This window comes from Streptomyces sp. NPDC050997 (assembly GCF_040660135.1).
Taxonomy (GTDB): domain Bacteria; phylum Actinomycetota; class Actinomycetes; order Streptomycetales; family Streptomycetaceae; genus Streptomyces.
Map to the genome: position 1 here is coordinate 39,410 of NZ_JBFAGK010000016.1, position 25,412 is coordinate 64,821.

21 protein-coding genes are annotated in these 25,412 nt (G+C 70.6%); 13 read left to right on the forward strand and 8 right to left on the reverse strand.

All coding sequences use genetic code 11. The features are described 5' to 3' along the window. Nucleotides 1-94 precede the first annotated feature (94 nt). Together AB0H86_RS30345 and AB0H86_RS30350 are read right to left on the reverse strand one after the other, a co-directional pair. On the reverse strand, nucleotides 95-937 hold the full coding sequence (locus AB0H86_RS30345; RefSeq protein WP_362445723.1) for a glutamate ABC transporter substrate-binding protein: 843 nt from the start codon (nucleotides 935-937) through the stop codon (nucleotides 95-97). A gap of 79 nt (nucleotides 938-1,016) precedes the next feature. Beyond that, complete coding sequence (locus AB0H86_RS30350; RefSeq protein ID WP_362445726.1) at nucleotides 1,017-1,793, reverse strand: amino acid ABC transporter ATP-binding protein; 777 nt, start codon at nucleotides 1,791-1,793, stop codon at nucleotides 1,017-1,019. A 289-nt stretch (nucleotides 1,794-2,082) separates the two neighbouring features. Here AB0H86_RS30350 and AB0H86_RS30355 point away from each other — a divergent pair, with 289 nt between their 5' ends. Continuing rightward, complete coding sequence (locus AB0H86_RS30355) at nucleotides 2,083-2,769, forward strand: response regulator transcription factor (RefSeq protein ID WP_362445729.1); 687 nt, start codon at nucleotides 2,083-2,085, stop codon at nucleotides 2,767-2,769. Nucleotides 2,770-2,778: 9 nt separating this feature from the next. Beyond that, the gene (locus tag AB0H86_RS30360) at nucleotides 2,779-4,170 is read left to right on the forward strand and encodes a HAMP domain-containing sensor histidine kinase (protein ID WP_362445732.1); all 1,392 of its coding nucleotides are present in this window, start codon (nucleotides 2,779-2,781) and stop codon (nucleotides 4,168-4,170) included. A 145-nt stretch (nucleotides 4,171-4,315) separates the two neighbouring features. Here AB0H86_RS30360 and AB0H86_RS30365 read toward each other — a convergent pair whose 3' ends face one another. The 3 genes from AB0H86_RS30365 to AB0H86_RS30375 all read right to left on the reverse strand — a co-directional run bounded on the left by AB0H86_RS30365 (nucleotide 4,316) and on the right by AB0H86_RS30375 (nucleotide 7,402). Then, the gene (locus tag AB0H86_RS30365; protein WP_362445735.1) at nucleotides 4,316-5,314 is read right to left on the reverse strand and encodes a TAXI family TRAP transporter solute-binding subunit; all 999 of its coding nucleotides are present in this window, start codon (nucleotides 5,312-5,314) and stop codon (nucleotides 4,316-4,318) included. A 371-nt stretch (nucleotides 5,315-5,685) separates the two neighbouring features. Beyond that, nucleotides 5,686-6,912 (reverse strand): cation:proton antiporter, encoded by a 1,227-nt coding sequence (locus AB0H86_RS30370; RefSeq protein WP_362445737.1) that lies wholly within the window; start codon nucleotides 6,910-6,912, stop codon nucleotides 5,686-5,688. Nucleotides 6,913-6,916: 4 nt separating this feature from the next. Then, a complete protein-coding gene (locus tag AB0H86_RS30375) occupies nucleotides 6,917-7,402 on the reverse strand; it encodes a TrkA C-terminal domain-containing protein (protein ID WP_362445740.1) in 486 nt (161 codons plus the stop codon). A 270-nt stretch (nucleotides 7,403-7,672) separates the two neighbouring features. Between AB0H86_RS30375 and AB0H86_RS30380 the strand changes: the two genes are divergently transcribed. After that, nucleotides 7,673-8,623 (forward strand): sensor histidine kinase, encoded by a 951-nt coding sequence (locus tag AB0H86_RS30380; RefSeq protein WP_362446127.1) that lies wholly within the window; start codon nucleotides 7,673-7,675, stop codon nucleotides 8,621-8,623. 11 nt (nucleotides 8,624-8,634) lie between these two features. Next, complete coding sequence (locus tag AB0H86_RS30385) at nucleotides 8,635-9,294, forward strand: response regulator transcription factor (protein WP_362445743.1); 660 nt, start codon at nucleotides 8,635-8,637, stop codon at nucleotides 9,292-9,294. A gap of 4 nt (nucleotides 9,295-9,298) precedes the next feature. Here AB0H86_RS30385 and AB0H86_RS30390 read toward each other — a convergent pair whose 3' ends face one another. Continuing rightward, the gene (locus AB0H86_RS30390; protein WP_362445746.1) at nucleotides 9,299-12,271 is read right to left on the reverse strand and encodes a SpoIIE family protein phosphatase; all 2,973 of its coding nucleotides are present in this window, start codon (nucleotides 12,269-12,271) and stop codon (nucleotides 9,299-9,301) included. Nucleotides 12,272-12,474: 203 nt separating this feature from the next. Here AB0H86_RS30390 and rutA point away from each other — a divergent pair, with 203 nt between their 5' ends. From rutA to AB0H86_RS30405, 3 genes are read left to right on the forward strand one after another with little or no spacing between them, the layout of a single operon-like run. Then, entirely contained in the window at nucleotides 12,475-13,557 is a 1,083-nt protein-coding gene (rutA, locus tag AB0H86_RS30395) for a pyrimidine utilization protein A (RefSeq protein WP_362445749.1), read from the forward strand. A 58-nt stretch (nucleotides 13,558-13,615) separates the two neighbouring features. Beyond that, nucleotides 13,616-15,133, forward strand: coding sequence for a tRNA (N6-isopentenyl adenosine(37)-C2)-methylthiotransferase MiaB (miaB, locus tag AB0H86_RS30400; RefSeq protein ID WP_362445752.1), 1,518 nt, complete (start codon nucleotides 13,616-13,618; stop codon nucleotides 15,131-15,133). Nucleotides 15,134-15,174: 41 nt separating this feature from the next. Next, a complete protein-coding gene (locus AB0H86_RS30405; protein WP_362445755.1) occupies nucleotides 15,175-15,972 on the forward strand; it encodes a class III extradiol dioxygenase subunit B-like domain-containing protein in 798 nt (265 codons plus the stop codon). Between the two features lie 193 nt (nucleotides 15,973-16,165). Here the strand turns inward: AB0H86_RS30405 and AB0H86_RS30410 are convergent, their stop codons facing one another. Both AB0H86_RS30410 and AB0H86_RS30415 read right to left on the reverse strand, forming a co-directional pair. Further along, a complete protein-coding gene (locus AB0H86_RS30410; RefSeq protein WP_362445757.1) occupies nucleotides 16,166-16,492 on the reverse strand; it encodes an antitoxin in 327 nt (108 codons plus the stop codon). Nucleotides 16,493-16,515: 23 nt separating this feature from the next. Beyond that, entirely contained in the window at nucleotides 16,516-16,803 is a 288-nt protein-coding gene (locus tag AB0H86_RS30415) for a hypothetical protein (protein WP_362445760.1), read from the reverse strand. Between the two features lie 183 nt (nucleotides 16,804-16,986). Between AB0H86_RS30415 and miaA the strand changes: the two genes are divergently transcribed. From miaA to hflX, 6 genes are all read left to right on the forward strand, one after another. Continuing rightward, entirely contained in the window at nucleotides 16,987-17,925 is a 939-nt protein-coding gene (miaA, locus tag AB0H86_RS30420; RefSeq protein ID WP_362445763.1) for a tRNA (adenosine(37)-N6)-dimethylallyltransferase MiaA, read from the forward strand. A gap of 108 nt (nucleotides 17,926-18,033) precedes the next feature. Next, entirely contained in the window at nucleotides 18,034-18,537 is a 504-nt protein-coding gene (locus AB0H86_RS30425) for a hypothetical protein (protein WP_362446130.1), read from the forward strand. 47 nt (nucleotides 18,538-18,584) lie between these two features. After that, nucleotides 18,585-19,454, forward strand: a complete 870-nt coding sequence (gene dapF / locus AB0H86_RS30430) for a diaminopimelate epimerase (protein ID WP_362445766.1) — start codon at nucleotides 18,585-18,587, stop codon at nucleotides 19,452-19,454. Nucleotides 19,455-19,659: 205 nt separating this feature from the next. Then, nucleotides 19,660-21,972, forward strand: a complete 2,313-nt coding sequence (locus AB0H86_RS30435) for an HD domain-containing protein (protein WP_362445769.1) — start codon at nucleotides 19,660-19,662, stop codon at nucleotides 21,970-21,972. 149 nt (nucleotides 21,973-22,121) lie between these two features. Further along, nucleotides 22,122-23,618, forward strand: coding sequence for a M1 family metallopeptidase (locus AB0H86_RS30440; protein WP_362445772.1), 1,497 nt, complete (start codon nucleotides 22,122-22,124; stop codon nucleotides 23,616-23,618). A gap of 169 nt (nucleotides 23,619-23,787) precedes the next feature. Further along, a complete protein-coding gene (hflX, locus tag AB0H86_RS30445; RefSeq protein ID WP_362445776.1) occupies nucleotides 23,788-25,281 on the forward strand; it encodes a GTPase HflX in 1,494 nt (497 codons plus the stop codon). The last annotated feature ends 131 nt before the right edge of the window (nucleotides 25,282-25,412 follow it).

Here is a 25,412-nt window from a genome sequence, read left to right on the forward strand (position 1 = left end):
CCCGCGCTTCCGGGTGTGTGGCGTACGTGGAGGGCGGCGCGGCGCGCCGCCGCCGTGATCGCGGCGGGCGGCGGCGCGCCTGGTGGTCCCCGCGTTACTTGACGATGTTGCCGATCTTGGGCGCGGGCTCGTTCTTGTAGTTGGCCGGACCGAGGTTGTCCTGGACCGCCTTGTCCCAGGCCTTGTCGCTGACCATCTTCTCCAGCGCGGTGTTGATCTTGCCCACCGTCGCGGAGTCGCCCTTCTTCACACCGATGCCGTAGTTCTCGTTGCTCAGCTTGAGGCCGGCGAGCTTGAACTGGCCCTTGTACTGGTCCTGCGCGGCGAAGCCCGCGAGGATCGAGTCGTCGGTGGTCAACGCGTCCACGGCACCGCTCTGCAGGCTCGCGATGCACTCCGAGTAGCCGCCGCGCTGCTGCAACTGGGCTTTCGGGGCGACGTCGTTCTTGATGTTCTGCGCCGAGGTGGAGCCGGTCACGGAGCACAGCTTCTTGCCGTTGAGGTCCGTGGCCTTGGTGATGTTCGAGTCCTTCTTGACCAGCAGGTCCTGGTGGGCCAGCAGGTAGGGGCCGGCGAAGTCGACCTTCTGCTTGCGCTCGTCGTTGATCGAGTATGTGGCCGCGATGAACTTCACGTCACCACGGGCGAGGGCGTTCTCGCGGTCGGCGCTCTTGGTCTCGACCCACTCGATCTGGTCGGGCTTGTAGCCGAGCTCCTTGGCCACGTAGGTCGCCACGTCCACGTCGAAGCCGGAGAAGGAACCGTCGGGCTCCTTCAGGCCGAGACCCGGCTGGTCGTACTTGATGCCGATCTTGATCTTGCCGCCGCCGCTGGAGCTCGAGCCGGAGTCCTTGCTGTCGTCGCCGCCACAGGCGGTGGCGGTCAGCGCGAGCGCGAGGACGGCGACCGAGGAGGCGGTGACCTTGCGGAGCTTCATGGTGAACATCCTTTGAGTGGTGAAGAGATGCGAGCCGTCAAGGCGGGTGACACAGGTCGTCAGGCTGCCGGGCGGGCCGTCAGTGGTGCAGGATCTTGGACAGGAAGTCCTTGGCGCGGTCGCTGCGCGGGTTGCTGAAGAACTGGTCCGGCACAGCCTCTTCGACGATGCGGCCGTCGGCCATGAACACCACCCGGTTGGCAGCCGAACGGGCGAAGCCCATCTCATGGGTGACGACGATCATGGTCATGCCGTCACGGGCGAGCTGCTGCATGACCTCCAGGACCTCGTTGATCATCTCCGGGTCGAGCGCCGACGTGGGCTCGTCGAAGAGCATGACCTTGGGGTCCATGGCCAGGGCCCGCGCGATGGCGACGCGCTGCTGCTGGCCGCCGGAGAGCTGTGCGGGGTACTTGTCGGCCTGCGTGGCCACGCCGACCCGGTCGAGCAGGGCGCGCGCCTTCTCCTCGGCTTTCTTCTTGTCCGTCCTGCGGACCTTGATCTGGCCCAGCATGACGTTCTCGAGCACCGTCTTGTGCGCGAACAGGTTGAAGGACTGGAACACCATTCCGACGTCGGCGCGCAGTCGGGCAAGCGCCTTGCCCTCCTCGGGCAGCGGCTTGCCGTCGATGGCGATCGCGCCGGAGTCGATCGTCTCCAGGCGGTTGATGGCGCGGCACAGGGTGGACTTGCCGGACCCGGAGGGTCCGATGACCACGACGACCTCGCCGCGGGCGATCGTGAGGTCGATGTCCTGGAGCACGTGCAACGCGCCGAAATGCTTGTTGACGCTCTTCAGGACGACCAGTTCTCCGGTCGCGGCCACATCTTCCTTGGCCACCGATACTTCGGTCATCGCTCTACGGCTCCGTCCTCCTCGGTTTCGGAGGACCTTAGTGACCCCACGCGACCAGCGTCATTACATCTGAGGGGAATCTGAGCATCACGATCCGATAGCAATCGGACACCTGTTGTAGCACTTGTGAGCTGGGCGCGTATCGGCCGGGTAACGGAAGGCGCGCGCAACCGGAACCCTCTTGACGCCGTCCTCTTCCATCAGCGTGACTGCACAGGGCGTGCACGCGCGCGTGCACGCGATGTGTACACATTCAGATAGTACGTCCGATGAACCGAAGGGAGTCCGGATGAGACTTCTCCTCGTCGAGGACGACAACCACGTCGCCGCCGCGCTGTCCGCGGTCCTGGCGCGACACGGTTTCGACGTCACCCACGCGCGCAGCGGCGAGGAGGCCCTCCAGGCGCTCGTCCCGGAGGGCGCGGGCTTCGGCGTCGTCCTGCTCGACCTGGGCCTGCCCGACCAGGACGGCTACGAGGTGTGCGGCAAGATCCGCAAGCGCACCGCCATTCCGGTGATCATGGTCACCGCCCGCGCGGACGTCCGCTCCCGCATCCACGGCCTCAACCTCGGCGCCGACGACTACGTGGTCAAGCCGTACGACACCGGCGAACTGCTCGCCCGTATCCACGCCGTCAGCCGGCGCACCGTCCAGGAGGACACCCCGGGCGGTGGCGAGAGCGCACTGCGGCTCGGTCCGGTGCACATCGAACTGCCCACCCGCCAGGTCACCGTGGACGGTTCGGTCATCCAGCTGACCCGCAAGGAGTTCGACCTCCTCGCCCTGCTCGCCCAGCGCCCGGGTGTGGTCTTCCGCCGGGAGCAGATCATCAGCGAGGTGTGGCGCACCAGTTGGGAGGGGACCGGGCGCACCCTGGAGGTGCATGTCGCGTCCCTGCGCGCCAAGCTGCGCATGCCCGCCCTGATCGAGACCGTACGAGGCGTGGGCTACCGGCTCGTCGCCCCGGGCTCGTAGCGGGGCCGGGTGCGCACACGTCTTCTCCCGCTGCTCATCATCCTGATGGCGGCCGTGCTGCTGGCGCTCGGCGTCCCCCTCGCGGTGAGCGTCGCCGGGGCCCAGCAGCAGAAGGTGGTCGTCGACCGGATCGACGACACGGCGCGCTTCGCGGCGCTCGCCCAGTTCGTCACCGACACTCCCGGCGAGTCGAACGAGCGCCAGGCGACCCTGAACAGCGAGCTGGCCAGCTACTTCGATGTCTACGACATCCGGACCGGTGTCTTCTACGCCAACGAGAGCGCCATGGCAAAGGCGCCCTCCGACTTCGAGGTCCCCAAGGCGGGCTTGGTGCGGGACGCGTTCGCCGAGGCGCTGCTGAGCCGGCGCAGCCATGATCCCCACCAGGTGTGGCCCTGGCAGCGCGACCGCCTGGTCGTCGCCTCGCCGGTCATCCGGGACGGCGATGTCGTCGCGGTGGTGGTCACCGACTCGCCCACCGGCCAGATGCGGTCGCGGATCCTGCACGGCTGGCTGGTCATCGGCGCCGGCGAGATCGCCGCGATGCTGCTGGCCGTCGGCGCCGCCCTGCGGCTGACGGGCTGGGTGCTCAGGCCCGTGCGCATCCTGGACATCACCACCCACATGATCACGAGCGGCGCCCTGAAGTCCCGGGTCGCGGCCGCCGGCGGCCCGCCGGAACTCCGCAGGCTCGCCCGGTCGTTCAACGAGATGGCGGACAACGTCGAGGACGTCCTGGAGCAGCAGCGCGCCTTCGTCGCCGACGCCTCGCACCAACTGCGCAACCCGCTCGCGGCGCTGTTGCTGCGCATCGAACTGCTCGCCTTCGAACTACCGGAGGGCAACCAGGAGATCGCCTCCGTCCAGGCCGAGGGCAAGCGCCTGGCCCAGGTCCTCGACGACCTGCTCGACCTGGCCCTGGCCGAGCACACCGAGGCGGATCTGAGGATCACCGACATCGGCGCGCTGACCGCCGAGCGGGTCGCCGCCTGGTCGCCGACCGCTGATGCCAAGGGCGTACGACTGGTGGGCGACTGCCCGCCCACCACCGCGTGGGCCGACCCGGTCACGCTCTCCAGCGCGCTGGACGCCGTGATCGACAACGCGGTGAAGTTCACGCCGAAGGACGAGACCGTGCAGGTCACGGTCGCCTCCGACGGCGACATCTCCACCGTCGTGGTCAGCGACCACGGCCCCGGTCTGACCGACGAGGAACTCGCCCGCATCGGCGACCGCTTCTGGCGCAGCGGCCGCCACCAGAACGTGAAGGGCTCCGGCCTCGGCCTGTCCATCTCCCGGACCCTGCTCGCGGCGGGCGGCGGCTCGATCTCCTACGACCACCACGAGCCGCACGGGCTGACGGTCACGGTGAGAGTGCCGCGGTCGGGCCCGGCGGCGTGAGGTGGGGTACGGCGTGCTCGTCGGCCCGTCTATAGCGTCCGTGTGACGGTGGGCGGAGGCTTGGGTGTGACTCCGCGCACGGCGGGCGGGTGAGGCTTCGTACGTCGCCGTCCACGGTGACGGTACGTCAAGTGCGTAGGTGTTCCTACGGCTTGACGGAGCGGTAGTAGCGCCGGGCGCCCTCGTGCAGGGTCAACGGATCCGTGTAGATCGCCGTGCGTACGTCGACCAACTGGGCGGAGTGGACGTCGGCGCCGATGTGGTCCCGGCTCCTGATCACGGTCCGGGTCAGCCACTCGGTGAGCCTCGGGTCCAAGTCCGCGCGCGTGATCAGCAGGTTGGACACCGCGATCGTCGCCACGGTGGACCCCTTCTGCACCGACGGATAGGCCGACGCCGGCATGTTGGTGGCCCGGTAGTAGCTGCTGGCGCCGCCCTGCTCGTGCAGCTTCGCGACGAGGTCGGCACCGATCGGCACGAACCGGAAGGCGAAGGTCTCGGACAGCGTCTGCAGCCCCTGGGTCGGCAGTCCGCTCGACCAGAAGAACGCGTCGATCTCGTCCCGCTTCAGCCGGCCCGGGCCGGTGTCGATGCCGTCGGAGAACGGCGTGATGTCCTTCTGGGCGTTGATGTTCGCCGCCTTGAGCACCCGGTTGGCGATCAGCCGCACCCCCGAGCCGGCCGGCCCTATGGCAACGCGCTTGCCCTCCAGTTGAGCCACGGAGAAGATGGAGGAGTCGCGCGGAACGACGAGCTGTACGTAGTCGTCGTACAGCCGCGCCACACCGCGCAGCCGGTCGGCGCCGGCACCCTTGTCCAGTTCGTACGTCTTCACCGCGTCGGCCGCGGCGATGGTGAAGTCGGCGTCCCCGGTCGCCACGCGTTTGACGTTCACCTGTGAGCCGTCGCTGTCCTTCAGCCGGACCTTCAGGGCCGGCATGTCCTTGCCGAACGCCTCCTCCAGCATCGCTCCGTACTTCTGGTACACGCCGGCCTGTCTCCCCGTGCTGAACGTGATCGTCCCGCTGGGTGGTTCCTCGCCCAGGGGCAGCAGCCACCACAGGAGCAGCCCGAACGCGACGAACCCGGCGGCAGCGCCCTGCAGGGCCCGGCGCCTGCCGATAGGAGGGAACACCTTGGACATGCGCGTGATCCTGCCAGCCGGGACGCGGTGCTGACCAGGGCAGGGGGCGTGGCGGGCGGTCCGGCCCTCGGGGTGCCGGGGCCGCGGGGAGGGCTGGGGGGCCTGGGGCGCGTGGGTGGTGGCGCCGGGCCGGGTGGGTGCCTGGGGGTGCGGTGAGTGGGGCGGCAGGGGGCCGGGCGGTGTCGGCTGCCGGCCGGTTGCCTGCCGTGGACCGGGACGCGCCCCGTGTTTCGCGGTGCCCGGGGAGCCGCTCACCGTCCCGTGTGAAGCCGGAGCAAGAGTCTCCCTGTGTCTCGGCACCACGACGGCTCACTCATCGTGTCCCGCGTTCCCCCGGCGAGACACTCACCTGTCCCACCGCCCCCATCTCCTCACTCGCGCCCCACGGAAGCCCCCGCCTCCGCGGCCTGCGACGGTTCCTCACGCGACTCCCGGCGGGCGCTGACGTGGCGGGTCCAGCGGGATGCCAGTGGTTCCGTGAAGCGGGCGGTGAGCGGGCCGAGGACGACCAGGATGAGGACGTACGCCGTGGCCAGGGGCCCCAGTGACGGCTCGATGCCCGCGCTGACCGCCAGCCCTGCGATGACGATCGAGAACTCGCCGCGCGCCACCAGCGCGCCGCCCGCCCGCCAGCGGCCCTTGACGGAGATCCCGGCCCGCCGGGCCGCCCAGTATCCGGTGGCGATCTTCGTGGCGGCGGTGACCAGCGCCAGAGCGAGCGCGGGCAGCAGGACCGGCGGGATGCTGGCCGGGTCTGTGTGCAGTCCGAAGAACACGAAGAAGACGGCGGCGAAGAGGTCCCTCAAGGGGCTCAGCAAGGTGTGCGCGCCCTCGGCGGTGTCGCCGGACAGTGCGATGCCGACCAGGAACGCGCCCACCGCGGCCGACACCTGGAGCTGCTGCGCGACACCCGCGACCAGAATGGTCAGGCCCAGCACGACCAGGAGCAGCTTCTCCGGATCGTCGCTGGAGACGAAACGCGAGATGAGACGGCCGTAGCGCAGGGCCACGAACAGGACGAGCCCCGCCGCGCCCAGCGCGATCGCCAGGGTGAGGCTGCCGGCCAGCAGTCCGGCCCCGGCCACCAGCGCGGTGACGATCGGCAGATAGACCGCCATCGCCAGGTCCTCCAGGACGAGGACACTGAGGATCACCGGGGTCTCCCGGTTGCCCACCCGGCCCAGGTCGCCCAGCACCTTCGCGATGACCCCGGACGACGAGATCCAGGTGACGCCGGCGAGTACGACCGCGGCCACCGGCCCCCAGCCGAGCAGCAGCGCCGCCGCCGCACCCGGGACCGCGTTGAGCGCGCCGTCGACGAGCCCGGCCGGATAGTGGGACTTGAGATTGGTGACCAGGTCACTGGCCGTGTACTCCAGGCCGAGCATCAGCAGGAGCAGGATCACGCCGATCTCGGCACCCGCGGCGACGAACTCCTCGCTCGCCCCGAGCGGCAACAGACCGCCCTCACCGAAGGCCAGCCCGGCCAGCAGGTACAGCGGAATGGGGGAGAGGCGGAAGCGGGCGGCGAACCGGCCGAGCAGGCCGAGGCCGAGGATGATGGAACCGAACTCGATCAACAGAACCGCTGAGTGCACCCGTTCACTCCCGACCGAGTATCGCCGCGGCGGCGTCGACGCCCTCACGGGTGCCGATCACGATGAGGGTGTCACCGCCGACGAGCCGGAAGTCCGGCGCCGGCGACGGGATCGCCTCGGTCCGCCGCAGCACCGCCACCACGGAGGCGCCCGTCTCGGTCCGCATCCGCGTGTCGCCCAGGACCCGTCCGTTCCACCGGGAAGCCGCCGGCACCTCCACCCGCTCGGCGACCAGTCCCAGGTCGGTCGTGTAGAGCAGGCTCGGACTGTGGTGGGACGGCTTCAACGCGTCGATCAGCGTGCCCGCCTCGCCACCGGTCAGCCGCAGGGACTGCGCACAGGAGTCGGGGTCGTCGGACCGGTACACGCTCACCGTGCGGGCGCCGTCGCGGTGCGCCACCACGGACAGGTGGCGTTGTTCCCGGGTGACGAGGTCGTACTGGACCCCGATACCCGGCAGCGGCGTCGCCCTCAGGCGTGGAGCAGACACGTTTCTTCCCTTTGCTCGTCGGTGCACGTGACGTGTGGGTGTGCTTGGGCGGCGTGTGGTGCTCGATGAGCCCGGCTACCCGGTCTGCATGCTGTCACCCGCCCGTACGGTGGCGATATGGGTGTTGTCACGGATATACGCGGCCGACGCGAGGCGAGGAGGCTGCTCGCACCGGCTCCGCGAGCGCAGGAGGCGGAGGACGGACTGGCGGACGGGCCGGGGGACGGACCGGGGGATGCCGGAACGGACGGAAAGGGCGGAACGAGGGCCGTGTCGCTGTTCTGGCGGATCTTCTCGCTCAACGCCCTCGGGCTGGTCGCGGCCGCCGCGCTGCTGCTGGGGCCGGTGACCGTGTCGACCCCCGTCCTGCCGGGCGAGGCGCTGGCCGTCGTCGTGGGCCTCGCGGTTCTGCTGGCCGCCAACGCGCTCGTGCTGCGCGTCGGTCTCGCCCCCCTCCAGCGGCTGGGCCGCGCCATGGCCACCGCCGACCTGCGGCGCCCCGGAGCCCGGGCTCCGGTCGCCGGTCCCGCCGAGGCGGCCGCGCTGATCAGGACGTACAACACCATGCTCGACCGGTTGGAGGCCGAGCGTGCCGCGGGCGCGGCCCGGGCGCTGTCCGCCCAGGAGCGCGAACGGCAGCGCATCGCCCGCGAACTCCACGACGAGGTCGGACAGACCCTGACCGCCGTCCTCCTCCAGCTCAAGCGGGTCGCCGACCGGACCTCCGAGGAACTGCGCGACGAGGTCGGCCAGGCGCAGGAGGCCACCCGCGCGGGTCTCGACGAGATCCGCCGTATAGCCCGCCGACTGCGCCCCGGCGTTCTGGAGGAACTCGGCCTGGCCAGCGCCCTGCGCTCCCTCGCGGCCGAGTTCACCACACACGGCCTGACGGTCCGCCACCAGATCCCCGGCGACCTGCCCCCTCTGACCGAGGAGTCCGAACTCGTGCTCTACCGGGTGGCCCAGGAAGGCCTCACCAACACCGCGCGGCACTCCGCCGCCGACCGCGCGGAGGTCCGGCTGCGGCCGGTGCCGGACGGTGTCGAACTCCTCGTACGCGACAACGGCACGGGACTCGGCGGGGCGCCGGAGGGCTCCGGCATCAGCGGTATGCGCGAACGCGCGCTCCTCATAGGGGCCGTGCTCTCCCTCGAAGCCGCTCCCGTACGGGGCACCGACATACGGCTGCGCGTCCCCGCCGCGGCCGGGACCGGCCACTGATGGCGCCCCCGATGCCGGCCGCGCCCCCCATCCGCGTTCTGCTCGCCGACGACCACACGCTCGTACGCCGAGGAGTGCGCCTGATCCTGGAGGCGGAGCCGGACCTCACAGTCGTGGCCGAGGCCGGTGACGGGGCCGAGGCGGTCGAGCTGGCACGCGCGTGTGACGTCGATCTGGCCGTCCTGGACATCGCGATGCCCCGTATGACCGGCCTGCAGGCGGCCCGGGAACTCTCCCGCCGACTACCCGGCCTGCACATCCTCGTCCTCACGATGTACGACAACGAGCAGTACTTCTTCGAGGCTCTCAAGGCGGGCGCCGGCGGCTATGTACTGAAGTCCGTCGCCGACCGCGACCTCGTCGAGGCGTGCCGGGCGGCCGTACGCGACGAACCGTTCATCTGTCCGGGCGCGGAACGGGCCCTCGTACGCTCCTACCTGGAGCGTCTTCACCAGGGCCACGACCTGCCCGAGCGGGCCATCACCGAGCGCGAGGAGGAGATCCTCAAGCTGGTCGCCGAGGGCCACACCTCAAAGGAGATCGGCGAACTGCTCTTCATCAGCGCCAAGACGGTCGAACGGCACCGCGCGAACCTCCTCCAGAAGCTCGGCATGCGCGACCGGCTGGAACTGACCCGCTACGCGATCCGGGCCGGTCTGATCGACCCGTGAGCCCTCACAGGAGCGCGTTCCAGTCGCCGTCGAAACCGGCCGCCTTCAGGGAGATCAGGTTCAGCATGTCGGCCTGCGGTTCCGGTTCGTCGTCGGGGCCGGGCAGCGGCTGCTCGGTCCAGATGCACTTTCCCGTGGGGGTGTAGCGGGCGCCCCATCGGCCGGAGAGCGCCGTGATCAGCTGCAGCCCTCGGCCTCCCTCGTCGGTCTCCGCCGCCCGGCGTATGCGCGGCATCGTCTGACTGCCGTCGAAGACCTCGCAGATCAGCTCGGCGGCGTACAGCAGACGCAGCCGGACCGGGCCCCTGGCATGGCGGACGACATTGCCCACGAGCTCGCTGACCAGGAGCTCCGCGGTGGGGGCCAGGTCGTCCAGGTTCCAGGCGGTGAGTTGCTCGCGGACATGACGGCGGGCCTGTCCGGCCGCTCTGGGCTCCCCGGGCAGCGGCCAGGAGGCCATCCGGTCGGCGGGCAGGGGGTGCAGGCGGGCGACGAGGAACGCCGCGTCGTCCGCCGCCTGCTGGTCGACGGGCAGCAGACCGGCCGTCAGCGTGTCGCACAGGCGTTCAAGGCCCGCCGCGGTGCCGTCCTCCTGGGCCGCGCTCAGTATCCGGGCCAGCTCCGCCATGCCCTCGTCGATCTCCCGCTTCGCCGACTCGACCAGGCCGTCGGTGTAGAGCACCAGCAGGCTCCCCTCGGGCACCTCCAGCTCGACCGTCTCGAACGGGGGCTCCGCGGCGCCCAGCGGCGGATCGGCCTCCGGCTCCGGGAAGTGCACGGTCCCGTCGGGATGGACCAGGGCGGGCGGCGGGTGCCCGGCGCGAACGACGGAACAGATCCGGGTGGTGGAGTCGTAGAGCGCGTACAGGCAGGTGGCGTACGACGACTCGCCCATGCCGCCCACGATGTCGTTGAGGTGTCCCATGATCTCGTCGGGCGGCAGCTCCAGGTCGGCCAGGGTGTGGACGGCGGTGCGCAGCCGGCCCATGGTGGCCGCCTCGGGCAGGCCGTGCCCCATGACGTCGCCGACCACCAGGGCGACCTGTCCGCCGGAGAGCGGGATGATGTCGTACCAGTCGCCGCCCACGTCCGCGCCCTGCCCGGCCGGGAGGTAGCGGGCGGCGGCCGTGCACGCGGGCAGGTCGGGCAGCTCCTGGGGGAGCAGGCTGCGCTGGAGCTCCCGGGACCGGGTGTGCTCGGCGTCGTAGAGGCGGGCCCGCTCCAGGGACTGGGCGACGAGGGCGCTGATCGTGGTCAGCAGGGCGCGTTCCTCGTCGGAGAGCAGCCGCGGCCGGTCGAAGGCCACGACGCACACACCGAACGTGTGACCGGACGCCGCCAACGGCAGGAACGCCCAGGCCTGCTTGTCGGCGCGGCCCACCAGGGAGGCCAGTTCGGGGTAGCGCACGGCGAACTCCCGTGCCGAGGACAGGAACAGCGGTGTGCCGGAGGCGATCGCGTCCCAGGCCGGGTCGCGCGGTGCCCGGGGGCGACTGTCGATGATGTCGAGGAAGTCCTGCGGGTAACCCACGGCCCCGACGTGGTGAAGCCGGTCCCCCTCGACGACCTGGACCAGCAGGCCCATGGCGGCGAACGGCGGCAGCACCCGTCGGGCGACCACGTCCACGACGTCCCGCGAGGTCGTCGCCTTGGCGAGCTCCGCGGTCAGCTCCCCGATCCGGGCCGCCCGTTCGACGGCGGCGCGCTCGGCGGCCTGACGCTCCTGGGCCAGCCGGCGCTTCTCGGTGACGTCGGTGAAGTAGAGGGTGTGTCCATCGGGACCCGGCACCAGCCGCAGGTGGTACCGCCGCCCGGAATCCTGCATGTGCACGTCGAAGCCGGCGGGCTTCTCCTCGGCGGCGGCCTCCCGGCAGCGACTCTCCAGACCGGGGGCCTGCCGAGCGGAGGGCAGGTCCCACAGCAGGCGCCCGAACAACTCCTCCTCGGAGAAGCCAAGGAAACGTTCCGCCTCCACGTTGGCGAAGGTGATCCGCCACTCGTCGTCCACCGCCAGGAAGCCGTCGCTCATGTGCCGCAGTGCCCGGCCGAGCGCGTCGCGGGCGGTCCGTGACTCGTTGCTCTCCCAGCCCACGCCGATCATCCGGAGGGGTTCGCCCTGCTCGTCGTACGTGGCCCTGCCGCGGGCCCGTGTCCAGCCGTACGTGCCGTCCAGGCGCCGTACTCGGTACTCCGCCTCGTACACGGTGTGGTCGAGGATCGCCCGCTGCGCCGCCGCCAGCGTGGGCGCCAGGTCGTCGGGGTGGACGATCCTCAACCAGTTCTCGATCTTGCCGGTGAAATCGGCGGGCAGGGTGCCGTACAGCTCCAGCGCCGCCTCGTCCCAGATCAGCTCACCGGTGCGGACGTCCCAGTCCCACGATCCGACCTGGACCTCCTTCAGGGCCCGCCGCAGGCGCTCACCGCTCAGCTCCGTCTGCGCCGGTCCGGACGGCGGCGGTGCCTGGGCGATGCGGTCCTCGGTCCAGGCGACCACGGCCCGCAGGAAGTCCCACTGCTCCGAGGTGGGCTCGCCCCGCTCGCCCACCAGCACGGTCAGCGCGCCGATGCTGCGTCTCCCGCTGAACACAGGGAGGGCCGCGAGGCCCGTGTCGGGCCAGATCATGTCCGCAGTGTCCGCAGTGTCCGCAGTGTCCGCAGTGTCCGCCCCGGGCCGGGCGACGGCGACAGTGCCGGCAGCGTCGCCGGAGCTCATCGGCACCCACACGCCACTGCCTTCATGGAGCGCGCGGGCCGGGGCCAGCGGCCCCTCCTGGTCGACGATCTCCCAGGAGCGGGTGAGATCGGGAGGCAGGCCGACAGCCGACACCAGACGCAACGCGGACATCGGGCCACGCAGGTGCATGGTTCCGCCGAGTGCGCCCAACTCACCCACCGCATGCTGAAGAGCCAGCCGAAAGACCTCGCTCTCCGTGACACCAGGGGCCACCGTGCTGAGCAGAGCGAGCCGTCGGTTCATGCAGGGAACGTATCGTTCCCCTTCTCCTTCGAAACCTGTTTCACAGATTCTCACCAGCGCTTTCCCGTCGTGACCATGCATGAACAGGCAGGAAAATGACGTGAGTTATTGAAAGGGGGGCCGTGTAGCGAGCCGCCGCTCGGGCAGGTCTCCGATCATGGACGGGAGCCCCGCGGGACTCCTCCGACCCACTGAGGAGCGGCATGGACATCGGCGTCTTCATCCCCATCGGCAACAACGGCTGGCTCATATCGAAGAGCTCGCCGCAGTACCTGCCGACCTTCGAGCTGAACAAGGCCGTCGTACAGAAGGCCGAGGAACACGGACTCGACTTCGCCCTCTCGATGATCAAACTCAAGGGGTTCGGCGGCGACACGGAGTTCTGGGACCACTGTCTCGAGTCGTTCACGCTGATGGCCGGCCTGGCCGCGGTGACGAAGCGGATCAAGCTGTACGCCTCCACCCCGATCCTCGCGCTGCCGCCGGCGATCGTCGCGCGCATGGCGGTCACGGTCGACTCCATCGCCCCCGGGCGCTTCGGCGTCAACATCGTCACCGGCTGGGCGCCCAGCGAGTACGCGCAGATGGGCCTGTGGCCCGGGGACGAGCACTTCGGCAACCGCTATGCCCGGGCCGTCGAGTACGTCACCGTGATGAAGGAGCTGTGGAGCGAGGGCCTGAGCGACTTCAAGGGCGAGTTCTACGAGATGGACAACTGCGTGCTGTCCCCGCGCCCGGCGAACGGGCACATCGACATCGTCGCCGCCGGGCAGAGCAACACCGGGATGCGGTTCGCCGCCGAGCACGCCGACTACAACTTCATCCTGGGCAGCGGCGTCAACACCCCGCTCGCGCTCGCGGACACCACGGCAGCCCTCGTCGACGAGGCGCGCGGGACCGGCCGCGATGTCGGGGCGCTGTCACTGTTCATGGTCGTCGCCGACGAGACCGACGAGGCCGCCCGCGCGAAATGGCAGGACTACCACGACAACGCCGACCGCGCGGCGCTGGCGTACATGGCGGGGGAGTCGGCCACGGACACGACGGCCGACGACTCCTCCACCGCTCGGACCATCTCGCTGCCGGAGGGCGCCGTGAACTTCAACATGGGCACGCTCGTCGGCTCGTACGAGACCGTCGCGGGAATGCTCGACGAGATCGCCGAAGTCCCCGGCACCAAGGGGATCATGCTCGTCTTCGACGACTTCCTCGAAGGACTCGAGAACTTCGGCACGCGCATCCAGCCGCTGATGAGGTCCCGGTCGGGACGGCCGGCCGCGGCCTGAGCCACCGGTTGTCCACAGGGCGACCGAAGCCACCTCCGGCACCGCCTACCCTTGTCACATGAGCAGCAGCGACCGGAGCCAGGCAGTGGGCGTGAAGACATACGAGGTGCGCACCTACGGGTGCCAGATGAATGTCCACGATTCCGAGCGATTGTCCGGGCTGCTCGAAGACGCCGGTTATGTACGCGCCCCCGAGGGGTCGGACGGCGACGCGGACGTCGTGGTCTTCAACACCTGCGCGGTGCGGGAGAACGCGGACAACCGGCTGTACGGCAACCTCGGGCGCCTCGCGCCGAGGAAGGCCTCACGGCCCGGCATGCAGATCGCGGTCGGCGGTTGTCTGGCGCAGAAGGACCGCGACACCATCGTGAAGAAGGCGCCCTGGGTGGACGTCGTCTTCGGCACGCACAACATCGGCAAGCTGCCGGTCCTGCTGGAGCGCGCCCGCGTCCAGGAGGAGGCGCAGGTCGAGATCGCCGAGTCCCTGGAGGCGTTCCCGTCCACCCTGCCGACGCGGCGCGAGAGCGCGTACGCCGCCTGGGTGTCGGTCTCCGTCGGCTGCAACAACACCTGCACCTTCTGCATCGTCCCGGCCCTGCGCGGCAAGGAGAAGGACCGCCGCCCGGGGGACGTTCTCGCCGAGGTCGAGGCACTGGTCGCCGAGGGCGTCTGCGAGATCACCCTGCTCGGCCAGAACGTCAACGCGTACGGCTCCGACATCGGTGACCGCGAGGCCTTCAGCAAGCTGCTGCGCGCCTGCGGGAACATCGAGGGCCTGGAGCGCGTCCGCTTCACCTCCCCGCACCCGCGCGACTTCACCGACGACGTCATCTCGGCCATGGCCGAGACGCCGAACGTGATGCCGCAGCTCCACATGCCCCTGCAGTCCGGTTCGGACACGGTCCTGAAGGCGATGCGCCGTTCCTACCGCCAGGACCGTTACCTGGGCATCATCGAGAAGGTCCGCGCCGCCATCCCGCACGCGGCGATCACCACCGACATCATCGTGGGCTTCCCCGGCGAGACCGAGGAGGACTTCGAGCAGACCCTGCACGTCGTGCGCGAGGCGCGGTTCGCGCAGGCGTTCACTTTCCAGTACTCCAAGCGGCCCGGCACCCCGGCCGCGACCATGGAGAACCAGATCCCCAAGGAGGTCGTCCAGGCGCGCTACGAGCGCCTCGTCGCCCTCCAGGAGGAGATCTCCTGGGACGAGAACAAGAAGCAGGTCGGCCGCACCCTCGACCTCATGGTCGCCGAGGGCGAGGGCCGCAAGGACGGCGCCACCCACCGCCTCTCCGGCCGCGCCCCCGACAACCGTCTCGTCCACTTCGCCAAGCCGGACCAGGACGTCCGCCCCGGTGACGTCGTCACGGTCGAGATCACGTACGCCGCCCCGCACCACCTCCTCGCCGAAGGCGCCGTCCTCGGCGTGCGTCGCACCCGCGCGGGCGACGCGTGGGAGAAGCGCAACGTGGAGCAGGCCGCGAAGCCTTCGGGTGTGCTGCTCGGCCTCCCGAAGATCGGGGTACCGGCACCACTGCCGGTCGCGACGGTCGGCGGCTGCGGCCGCGACTGACGGGACACGGCCGGACGTACTGACCGCGTACTCTGCCGATCATGCTTGTCGCCGCCGCCGTCTGCCCCTGCCCGCCCCTCCTGGTGCCCGACGTCGCCGCGGGTGCCGCGTCCGAGCTGGACGCCGCGCGTGCCGCGTGCACGGACGCGCTCGGCGTTCTCGCCGCCGCCCGGCCGGACCGGCTCGTGGTCGTCGGTCCCGCCGACAGGAGTGGACGCGGACCGTATCCGCAGGGCGCGCGGGGAACGTTCCAGGGGTTCGGCGTGGATCTGGGCGTACGCCTGGGGGCGGTCGGGGAAGCGGACGCAAGTACGGCCCGGGGTGTAGACGACGGCGCGGTTGAGGGCGCGGGCCGGGGTGAGGAAGAGGGCAGGGAGAGAAACGGAGCGCCCGAGCGCTCGCTTCCGCCCTCGCTCGCGGTGGCCGCGTGGCTGCTGGAGCGCACCGGGTGGTCCGACGCCCCGATCGAGGGACTTGGCGTCGGGGAACCCCTCGCGCCCGAGCGGTGTATCCAAGTCGGAAGGGATCTCGCCGCCGGGGACGAGCGGGTGGCGCTGCTGGTGATGGGCGACGCCAGCGCCTGCCGCACGCTCAAGGCCCCCGGCTACCTCGACGAGCGCGCGGCACCCTTCGACGCGGAGGTCGCGCGTGCGCTGGGCACGGCGGACGGTGCAGCCCTGGAAACACTGGACGCCGAGCTGGCGTCCGAACTGAAGGCCTCCGGCCGGGCACCCTGGCAGGTCCTGGCGGGCGCGGCCGAAGGCGCGGGACTCGGCGGCGCCCTGCTGTACGAGGACGCACCGTACGGCGTGGGGTACGTGGTCGCGACCTGGTCGTGACGTCAAGGGCGGCGGGTGCACCCGGACGCCATTGACAGAGCCCCCTCTGCTCCGGCCGCACGCCCGGAGTGGACGGACGGCGGGGGTTCGTCCGGAAAGGCCGGGCCGAGGACCGGACGCCGGCCGAACACCGGACGCGGCGGACGGCCGGGAGCGTGGTGCTCCGCGGCCGTCCGGCGATATGCCGTGCCGTTCAGGAAGTCGGCGGGGGTGAGGCAGGCGGCGTTGAGTCGGGCGGCGGCGAGGCCGGAGGCGTGCCGCTGTCACCGCCCGGGCCACCGCCGGCACCTGTGCCACCCGGGTCCGTGTCGTCCTTGTGCGCGAGGCGGTCCATGGCGCCCTTGGCCTTGCCCGTGCCGGCGTGGATCTTGCCGCTGTACTTGCCCTTGGTCTTCTCGTCGACGACCTTCGCGGCCTTGTCGAGACCGCGCTCGACCTTGTCCCCATGCTGCTGCGCGAGGCCGGAGACCTTGTCCTTGGCCGGGCCCATCTTGCCCTTCAAATTGTCCAGGAGACCCATGGTCCACCTTCCCTGGTGGGCGATTACGTGCGGGCGCTTTCCCCGGCCCCGCTGTCGGCAACCTCCCCGGCGGACTGCTGCTTGGGGATCTCGACGCCATCGCCCGTGCTGTCCTCGGCCGTTGGTGTCGCCGTTTCCTCCACCGCGCCCTCGGCCTTGGCGTCCGCCCTGACCTCGGTCTCGGTCGACCCCTTCGCCTCCGCCGCCTCCTGAGCCGCGGGCTCGGCCGTCGACGCGTCGGCCTGTGCTTCGGCGGTTGCCGCCTCCTCCGTGGTCTTCGACCTCCGGAGAAGTCGTGCGAAAACGCCCATATCCACTCCATACGTTACTCGTGCGGGCGAAATCCCGCGTCGTCCGGTGCGTCCGATTGCGCAGCCCGGGTCGCCGCCTCTGTGATCGGGCGGCGGAAGGCCTCGCAACTGGGAACGACCCTCACCCCGGACCGTCACGTAACTCGTTAGAGGCCACCGGTCCAGGTTTGCGAGACTGTGGCAGTGAGAAGCGCACCCCCCGCCCCCCGCGTCATCGCCGTCGTCGGACCGACCGCAGCCGGAAAGTCCGATCTGGGCGTGTTCCTGGCCCAGCGGCTCGGCGGCGAGGTCGTCAACGCCGACTCCATGCAGCTCTACCGAGGGATGGACATCGGCACCGCCAAGCTGACACCCGAGGAGCGCGCAGGCGTACCGCACCACCTCCTGGACATCTGGGACGTCACAGTCACCGCGTCCGTCGCCGAGTACCAGAGGCTGGCCCGCGCCCGGATCGACCTACTGCTCGCCGAGGGCCGCTGGCCGATCCTGGTCGGCGGCTCCGGCCTGTACGTCCGCGGAGCCGTCGACAACCTCGAGTTCCCCGGCACCGACCCCGAGGTCAGGGCCCGGCTGGAGGACGAACTCACCCTGCGCGGCTCCGGCGCGCTGCACGCCCGCCTGGCCGCAGCCGACCCGGAGGCCGCGACGGCGATCCTGCCCAGTAACGGCCGCCGTATCGTTCGGGCCCTCGAAGTGATCGAGATCACCGGCCGGCCCTTCACCGCCAACCTCCCCGGCCATGACTCCGTCTACGACACCCTCCAGATCGGCGTCGACGTGGCCCGCCCGGAACTCGACGAGCGCATCGCGCGCCGGGTCGACCGGATGTGGGAGGCCGGGCTCGTGGAGGAAGTGCGCGCACTGGAGGCGCAGGGTCTGCGAGAGGGGCGTACGGCGTCGCGCGCGCTCGGCTACCAGCAGGTGCTCGCGGCGCTCACCGGGGAGTGCACCCTGGAGGATGCGCGGGTCGAGACGATTCGTGCCACCAAGCGCTTCGCGCGCCGTCAGGATTCCTGGTTCAGGCGCGATCCGCGGGTGCACTGGTTGAGTGGGGCTGCGGCGGATCTCACAGAACTTCCGCAGGTCGCGCTGGCGTTGGTCGAACGACCGGTTACAGCCTGATCACGTCATGGCATCGGGACGCTCCGGCCGTCATCGCGGCCTCCGGCGCCGTGCCATCATCAAGCTGCGATCGACCAAGTGGAGTCCAAGTTGGGAGGGCGCGTGGCGATGGAGGCCAGCCCTCGCGACACCGCACAAGGCACCGAACACCTCACCGCGGAGAGCGGGGAACCGGAGCAGGAAGACGACCGTCTGAGCTCCGACGGACCCGACGAGACACCGGACGGGGTGACCGCTGACGGCCCCGAGCCGGAGGAGATGTTCCCGGGCGGCCCGGAGGTCGAGGTCGAGCTCCGTCCGCAGCGTCGGCTGCGCATCTGGCAGCTCGCACCCATCGTGAGCCTCGCCGCGGTCGGCTCCCTGATGTTCGCCTTTCCGCTCGCCTTCGACTTCGGCGACAGCGGGGCCGTCATCGCCATGCTGGGTCTGCTGATCTGCTCCTGTGCGGCCGGCTGGGGCATGATGGCTGCCCGCCGCGTGGGTTACACGTGGCCTGGGCTTCCGCAGCGTGGTTCCGGTCGCAGGCCGGACTGGCGCGTGGCGATCGCCTACATCGTGCTGGTCGCCGCCGTGGTCGTGCTCGCCGTCTGGCGCGTGGCCCGGCTGCGCTGATTCCCCACGCGCGCGGGGGTGTCGTACCCACCCCGTACGATCGAGGAATGAGCACGCGGATCGCCTTCCTCAAGGGGCACGGCACGGAGAACGACTTCGTGATCGTCCCGGACCCCGAGAACACCGTCGACCTCTCCCCGGCGGCTGTCGCCGCCCTGTGCGACCGCCGCGCGGGCATCGGCGGCGACGGACTGCTGCACGTCGTACGGTCCGCCGCGCACCCCGAGGCGAGGGGCATGGCGGCCGAGGCGGAGTGGTTCATGGACTACCGCAACGGCGACGGCTCGATCGCGGAGATGTGCGGCAACGGCGTGCGGGTCTTCGCGCGCTACCTGCAGCGCGCCGGATACGCGGGGGAGGGTGATCTCGCGGTCGCCACGCGCGGAGGTGTGAAGACCGTGCACATCGCCAAGGAGGGCGACGTCACGGTCGGTATGGGCAAGGCGCTGCTCCCCGAGGGGGACGTCACGGTCAGCGTCGGCGAGCGCGACTGGCCCGCGCGGAACGTGAGCATGGGCAACCCGCACGCGGTCGCCTTCGTGAGCGACCTGGCGCACGCGGGCAACCTGTACTCCCCGCCGCCGTTCAGCCCGGCCGCCGCCTATCCGGACGGGGTCAACGTCGAGTTCGTGGTCGACCGCGGGCCCCGGCACGTCGCCCTGCGGGTGTACGAGCGCGGCGCCGGCGAGACCCGCTCGTGCGGCACGGGCGCGTGCGCCGTCGCCGTGGCCGCCGCCCGCAGGGACGGCGCCGACCCGGCCGTCACCGGCACTCCGGTGACGTACACCGTCGACGTGCCCGGCGGCACCCTGGTGATCACCGAGCGGCCCGACGGCGAGATCGAGATGACCGGCCCCGCCGTGATTGTCGCCGAGGGGGAGATCGACGTGGAGTGGCTGGGAAGCGCGCTCCGCTGACCGATTGGGGTCAGAAGATGCGCAATCGTAAACCTATAAACCTTCGCTCGATTGGGTGATCCGTTTCACGCTCGACGAGAGGCGGTCAGTCGGCCGTGATGGGCTCGGTAGCATCAAGCACCGGCCCGGACGGGGGACAGATGCCATCCCCTGAGCCGCGTCAGCCCTGGGGCACCCGTCCGCCGGTCCACAGCCGGAGGTGCCCATGAGTGCAGAGGCCTCGAACCCTGCGACCCCGGGCCCGGTGGTGACATCGGGTCCGGCCACAGCGGATCCTGCCCTGCCGACGGCGCCCCGCAGAAAAGCCCGGGCCCGGATCGACCTGCGCCGCCTCGGCCGGGCCGCGCTGCTCGGCCCCGCCGCCCGTGACCGGCTGCCCGACGCCATCGGCCATGTGGCCGAGGTGCATCGCGCCCATCACCCCGACGCCGACCTCGAACTCCTGCGCCGCGCCTACGTCCTGGCCGAGTCCTCGCACCGCGGTCAGATGCGCAAGAGCGGTGAGCCCTACATCACCCACCCGCTCGCGGTGACCCTGATCCTTGCCGAACTCGGCGCCGAGACCACCACCCTGACGGCATCTCTGCTCCACGACACCGTCGAGGACACGGACGTGACGCTCGTTCAGGTCCGCGAGCAGTTCGGCGAGGAGGTCCGCTTCCTCGTCGACGGCGTGACCAAGCTGGAGAAGGTCGACTACGGCGCCGCCGCCGAGCCCGAGACCTTCCGCAAGATGCTCGTCGCCACCGGCAACGACGTCCGCGTGATGTCGATCAAACTCGCGGACCGACTGCACAACATGCGCACTCTCGGTGTGATGCGTCCCGAGAAACAGGCCCGCATCGCCAAGGTCACCCGCGACGTCCTCATCCCGCTCGCCGAACGGCTCGGTGTCCAGGCGCTCAAGACCGAACTGGAAGACCTGGTCTTCGCGATCCTGCACCCCGAGGAGTACGCGCACACGCGGGAGCTGATCGTCGGCAACGCCTCCCGCGCGGACGACCCGCTCGCCGAGACGGCCGACGACGTCCGGGCGGTCCTGCGCGACGCCGGCATCCAGGCCGAAGTCCTCATCCGGCCACGGCACTTCGTCTCGGTGCACCGTGTGGCCCGCAAACGCGGCCGGCTGCGTGGCGCCGACTTCGGCCGGCTGCTCGTGCTGGTGAACGAGGATGCCGACTGTTACGGCGTCCTGGGCGAACTGCACACCTGCCTGACGCCCGTGGTCTCGGAGTTCAAGGACTTCATCGCCGTACCGAAGTTCAACCTGTACCAGTCGCTGCACACCGCGGTGACCCGCCCCCGGGGCGGAGCGGACTCGCCCGGGGGCGCCCCCATGGCCGGGCAGGTGGTCGAAGTCCTCATCCGTACCCACCAGATGCACAAGGTCGCCGAGGCCGGCGTCATCGCGCTCGGCAATCCCTACGCCACTCCTTCGGAGGAGCAGACCGACGCCAAAGACGGCGAGCGCGTCGACCCGACCCGACCCGGCTGGCTCTCCCGCCTCCTCGACTGGCAGGAGGCCGCCTCCGACCCGGACACCTTCTGGTCCACGCTCCGCGAGGACCTCGCCCAGGACCGCGAGATCACCGTCTTCCGCCCCGACGGCGGCACCCTGGGGCTGCCCGACGGCGCGACCTGTGTGGACGCCGCGTACGCGCAGTACGGCGAGGACGCGCACGCCTGCATCGGCGCCCGCGTGAACGGCCGCCTGGCGACGCTGAGCACGGTCCTGCGGGACGGCGACACCGTCCAGCTCCTCATGGGACAGGACCCGGCCTCCGAGCCCTCCAGGGAATGGCTGAAGCACGCCCACACGCCCGCCGCCCGGATCGCCATCCAGCGGTGGATCGCTACGCATCCGGTGCCCGTCGCGGCGCCGGAGGACGAGCAGGCGTCGGCCCTCCAGGCCTCCGAGACAGCCTTCAGGCCCGCCGCCGACAGCCTCGCCCCCCGGAACGCCTCCCGGAACGCCTCCCGGAACGCCTCCCGGAACGCGCCTCGGGCCACCGCCGACCGTCTGGCTGCCGGGCAGGCCGAAGAGCCGGACACGGCCGACCGCCCCACCGTGAACGCCGTCGTCGACCTGCCCGGCGCGAGCGTACGGCTCGCCGGCTGTTGTACGCCTGTACCGCCCGACGAGGTGACCGGCTTCGCCGTACGTGGGGGAGCCGTGACCGTCCACCGCGTGGAGTGCGCGGCGGTGGAGCGCATGAAGCTCGCGGGGCGCGCGGAGGTCGGCGTGCGCTGGGGGGATACCACCGAGTGCCGGGTGACCCTGTTCGCTGAATCGTTCGGCCGCCCGCACCTGCTCGCGGACCTCACCGAAGCGATGGCCCTGGAGGGCGCGGAGATCGTCTCGGCGACCGTCGAACCCCCGAGCCGGCAGCGTGTCCGCCACACCTACACCGTCCAACTTCCGGACGCGGCCCATCTGCCGGCCCTGATGCGGGCCATGCGCAACGTGCCCGGCGTCTACGACGTGAGCCGGGCACAGCCCCAGGCGCTGGAAGACTGAGTGCTAGAGGGCTGAGTGTTGGCGGGCTGAGTCCGGGCGGGCTGAGCCTTGGAGGACGGAGTCACCTGCCGGTCACCCGTCCCACCCGTTCGGGTGGGACGATCGCGCGCCGCCGCCGAAGCGCACGCGCGCGCTGGTAGCGGTGGGGCATGCTGCTCACCCCCCGCACCCCGGTTCCCCGCGCCCTCCGCAGGAGCCTCCGCCGCCTGAAGGCGGTGGCACTGCTCGCCTCCGCCGTCGCCCTCATCGCCGCGAGCACCCCCGCCGCCCCGCTCGGGGTCGGCGACCGCCTCTTTCCGTACCTCGGCAATCCCGGGTACGACGTGGCGTCGTACGACCTGTCCTTCGTCTATCCCGGCACCAACAGCAAGCCGCTCCAGGCGGTCACCACGATCGACGCGTGGACGACGACCTCACTGGACCGCGTGAACCTCGACTTCGCGCGCGGCGAGGTCGACTCGGTCGACGTCGACGGAGAGCCCGCGGCCTTCACAAGCGCCGGCGAGGACCTGGTCGTCACGCCCGAGGAGCCGCTGCCGGAGGGGAGCTGGACGCGGATCACCGTCCGGCACACCAGCGACCCGGTGTCCGCCGAGGACCGTGACGGCGGCTGGGTACGCACCGCGGACGGTCTCGCCATGGCCAACCAGGCCGATGCCGCCCACCTGGTGTTCCCGTGCAACGACCACCCCTCCGACAAGGCCATGTTCACCATCCGGGTGAGCGCGCCGAAGGGCTACACGGCGGTGGCCAACGGTCTGCCCACCGACGTGGAACGGGCCGGCCGGGCGACGACCTGGACGTACCGGACACAGCACCCCATGGCCACCGAACTCGCACAGGTCTCCATCGGCCGCTCCACTGTGCTGAGCCGCACCGGCCCGCACAACCTGCCGGTCCGGGACGTCGTGCCCACCAAGGACCGGGCCGCACTCGAGCGGTGGCTGAAGAAGACCCCCGACCAGATCGCCTGGATGGAGGACAAGGTCGGGCCGTACCCCTTCGAGACGTACGGCCTGCTCATGGCCGAGGCCGACACCGGTTTCGAGCTGGAGACGCAGACTCTCTCCCTCTTCGAGAGGGGTCTGTTCACCGAAGCCGGATACCCCACGTGGTACGTCGAGTCGATCATGGTGCACGAGCTGGCGCACCAGTGGTTCGGCGACAGCGTCAGCCCGCGCACCTGGTCCGACCTGTGGCTCAGCGAAGGGCACGCGACCTGGTACGAGGCCCTGTACGCGGAGGAGGAGGCGGACCGGTCGATGGTGGACCGTATGAAGGCGGCCTACAGATCCTCCGACCGCTGGCGCGCCGCCGGCGGGCCCCCTGCGGCCCCCAAGGAGCCCGACCCCGGCCACAAGATCAGCATCTTCCGGCCGAACGTCTACGACGGTGCCGCACTCGTCCTGTACGCCCTGCGCCAGGAGATCGGCCGCCCGGCCTTCGAACAGCTGGAACGCGTCTGGGTGAGCGGCCACCAGGACGCCACGGCGACGACCGACGACTTCGTGCGCCTCGCCTCCCGGTTCTCCGGCCGCGATCTCGGCGGGTTCTTGGAGCCCTGGCTCTACGGCGACACGACTCCGCCGATGCCCGGCCACCCGACCTGGAAGTCGGCCGCACCCCAGCGCGCGGGTGCGGAATAACTCAGTGACGAGACGTGCCGTGCCGTGCGACCATCGTCAGGTCGGCGCGGCACGGGGCACGGGAATCTCCCGAGGTACTCGTGCGTTGTGAGTGGTGACGCAGCAGCTCAGAAGCTCCGCTTCCGCTCTGCCGCCGCACTGTCGGAATCCCCATCGACGTAAGGACCCAATGACCTCCTCTTCATCTTCTTCCCAGGACTCCCAGCGTCTCGCGGATGCCTACCACGAAGGTCTTCGGGCCGATGCCCTGATGGAAGAGGACGTCGCCTGGAGCCACGAGACGGACGGAGAGCGGGACGGCGAGCAGTTCGACCGTTCCGAGCGCGCGGCACTGCGCCGCGTCGCGGGCCTCTCCACCGAACTCGAGGACGTCACCGAGGTCGAGTACCGGCAGCTCCGCCTGGAGCGGGTCGTGCTCGTCGGCGTCTGGACCTCGGGGACCGCGCAGGATGCGGACAACTCCCTCGCGGAGCTCGCCGCCCTCGCCGAGACCGCGGGCGCGCTCGTGCTCGACGGCGTTATCCAGCGCCGCGACAAGCCCGACGCGGCCACCTACATCGGTTCCGGCAAGGCCGACGAGTTGCGGGACATCGTGCTCGAAACGGGCGCCGACACCGTCATCTGCGACGGTGAGCTCAGCCCGGGCCAGCTCATCCACCTCGAAGACGTCGTCAAGGTCAAGGTCATCGACCGTACGGCCCTGATCCTCGACATCTTCGCCCAGCACGCCAAGTCCCGAGAGGGCAAGGCGCAGGTCGCGCTCGCGCAGATGCAGTACATGCTGCCGAGGCTGCGAGGCTGGGGTCAGTCGCTGTCCCGTCAGATGGGCGGCGGCAAGGGCGGCGGCCTCGCCACCCGTGGTCCCGGTGAGACCAAGATCGAGACGGACCGGCGTCGGATCCGCGAGAAGATGGCGAAGATGCGCCGGGAGATCGCGGACATGAAGACCGGCCGCGAGATCAAGCGCCAGGAACGCAAGCGCCACAAGGTGCCCTCGGTCGCCATTGCGGGTTACACCAACGCCGGCAAGTCCTCGCTGCTCAACCGCCTCACGGGCGCGGGCGTGCTGGTGGAGAACTCCCTGTTCGCGACCCTCGACCCGACCGTGCGCCGGGCCGAGACCCCGAGCGGCCGGCTGTACACGCTGGCCGACACGGTCGGCTTCGTACGGCATCTGCCGCACCACCTGGTCGAGGCGTTCCGCTCCACCATGGAGGAGGTCGGCGAGTCCGACCTGATCCTGCACGTGGTGGACGGCTCGCACCCCGACCCCGAGGAGCAGCTGGCCGCCGTGCGCGAGGTGATCAGGGAAGTCGGTGCCACCGGCGTGCCCGAGATCGTCGTGATCAACAAAGCGGACGCGGCCGACCCGCTGACGCTACAGCGACTGATGCGGATCGAGAAGCGTTCCATCGCGGTCTCGGCTCGTACCGGCCGGGGCATCGCCGAACTGCTCGCGCTGATCGACAACGAACTGCCGCGACCGTCGGTCGAGATCGAGGCACTCGTGCCCTACACGCACGGCAAGCTGGTCGCCCGCGCGCACGACGAGGGCGAGGTGATCTCCGCGGAGCACACCCCGGAGGGCACCCTGCTCAAGGCGCGGGTGCACGAGGAACTGGCGGCGGATCTCGCGCCGTATGTTCCGGCGCCGCTCGCCTGACGGCGCAGCTCTTCAGGAGGGCCCTTCAAAACGGCCCTTCGAAAGCCTGGAAGGCCCGCCCCTGCTTGCCGCAGGGGCGGGCCTTTTAGTGCATACGTGTCACTGGCCGCCGTACGTCTTGCTCAGCTCGC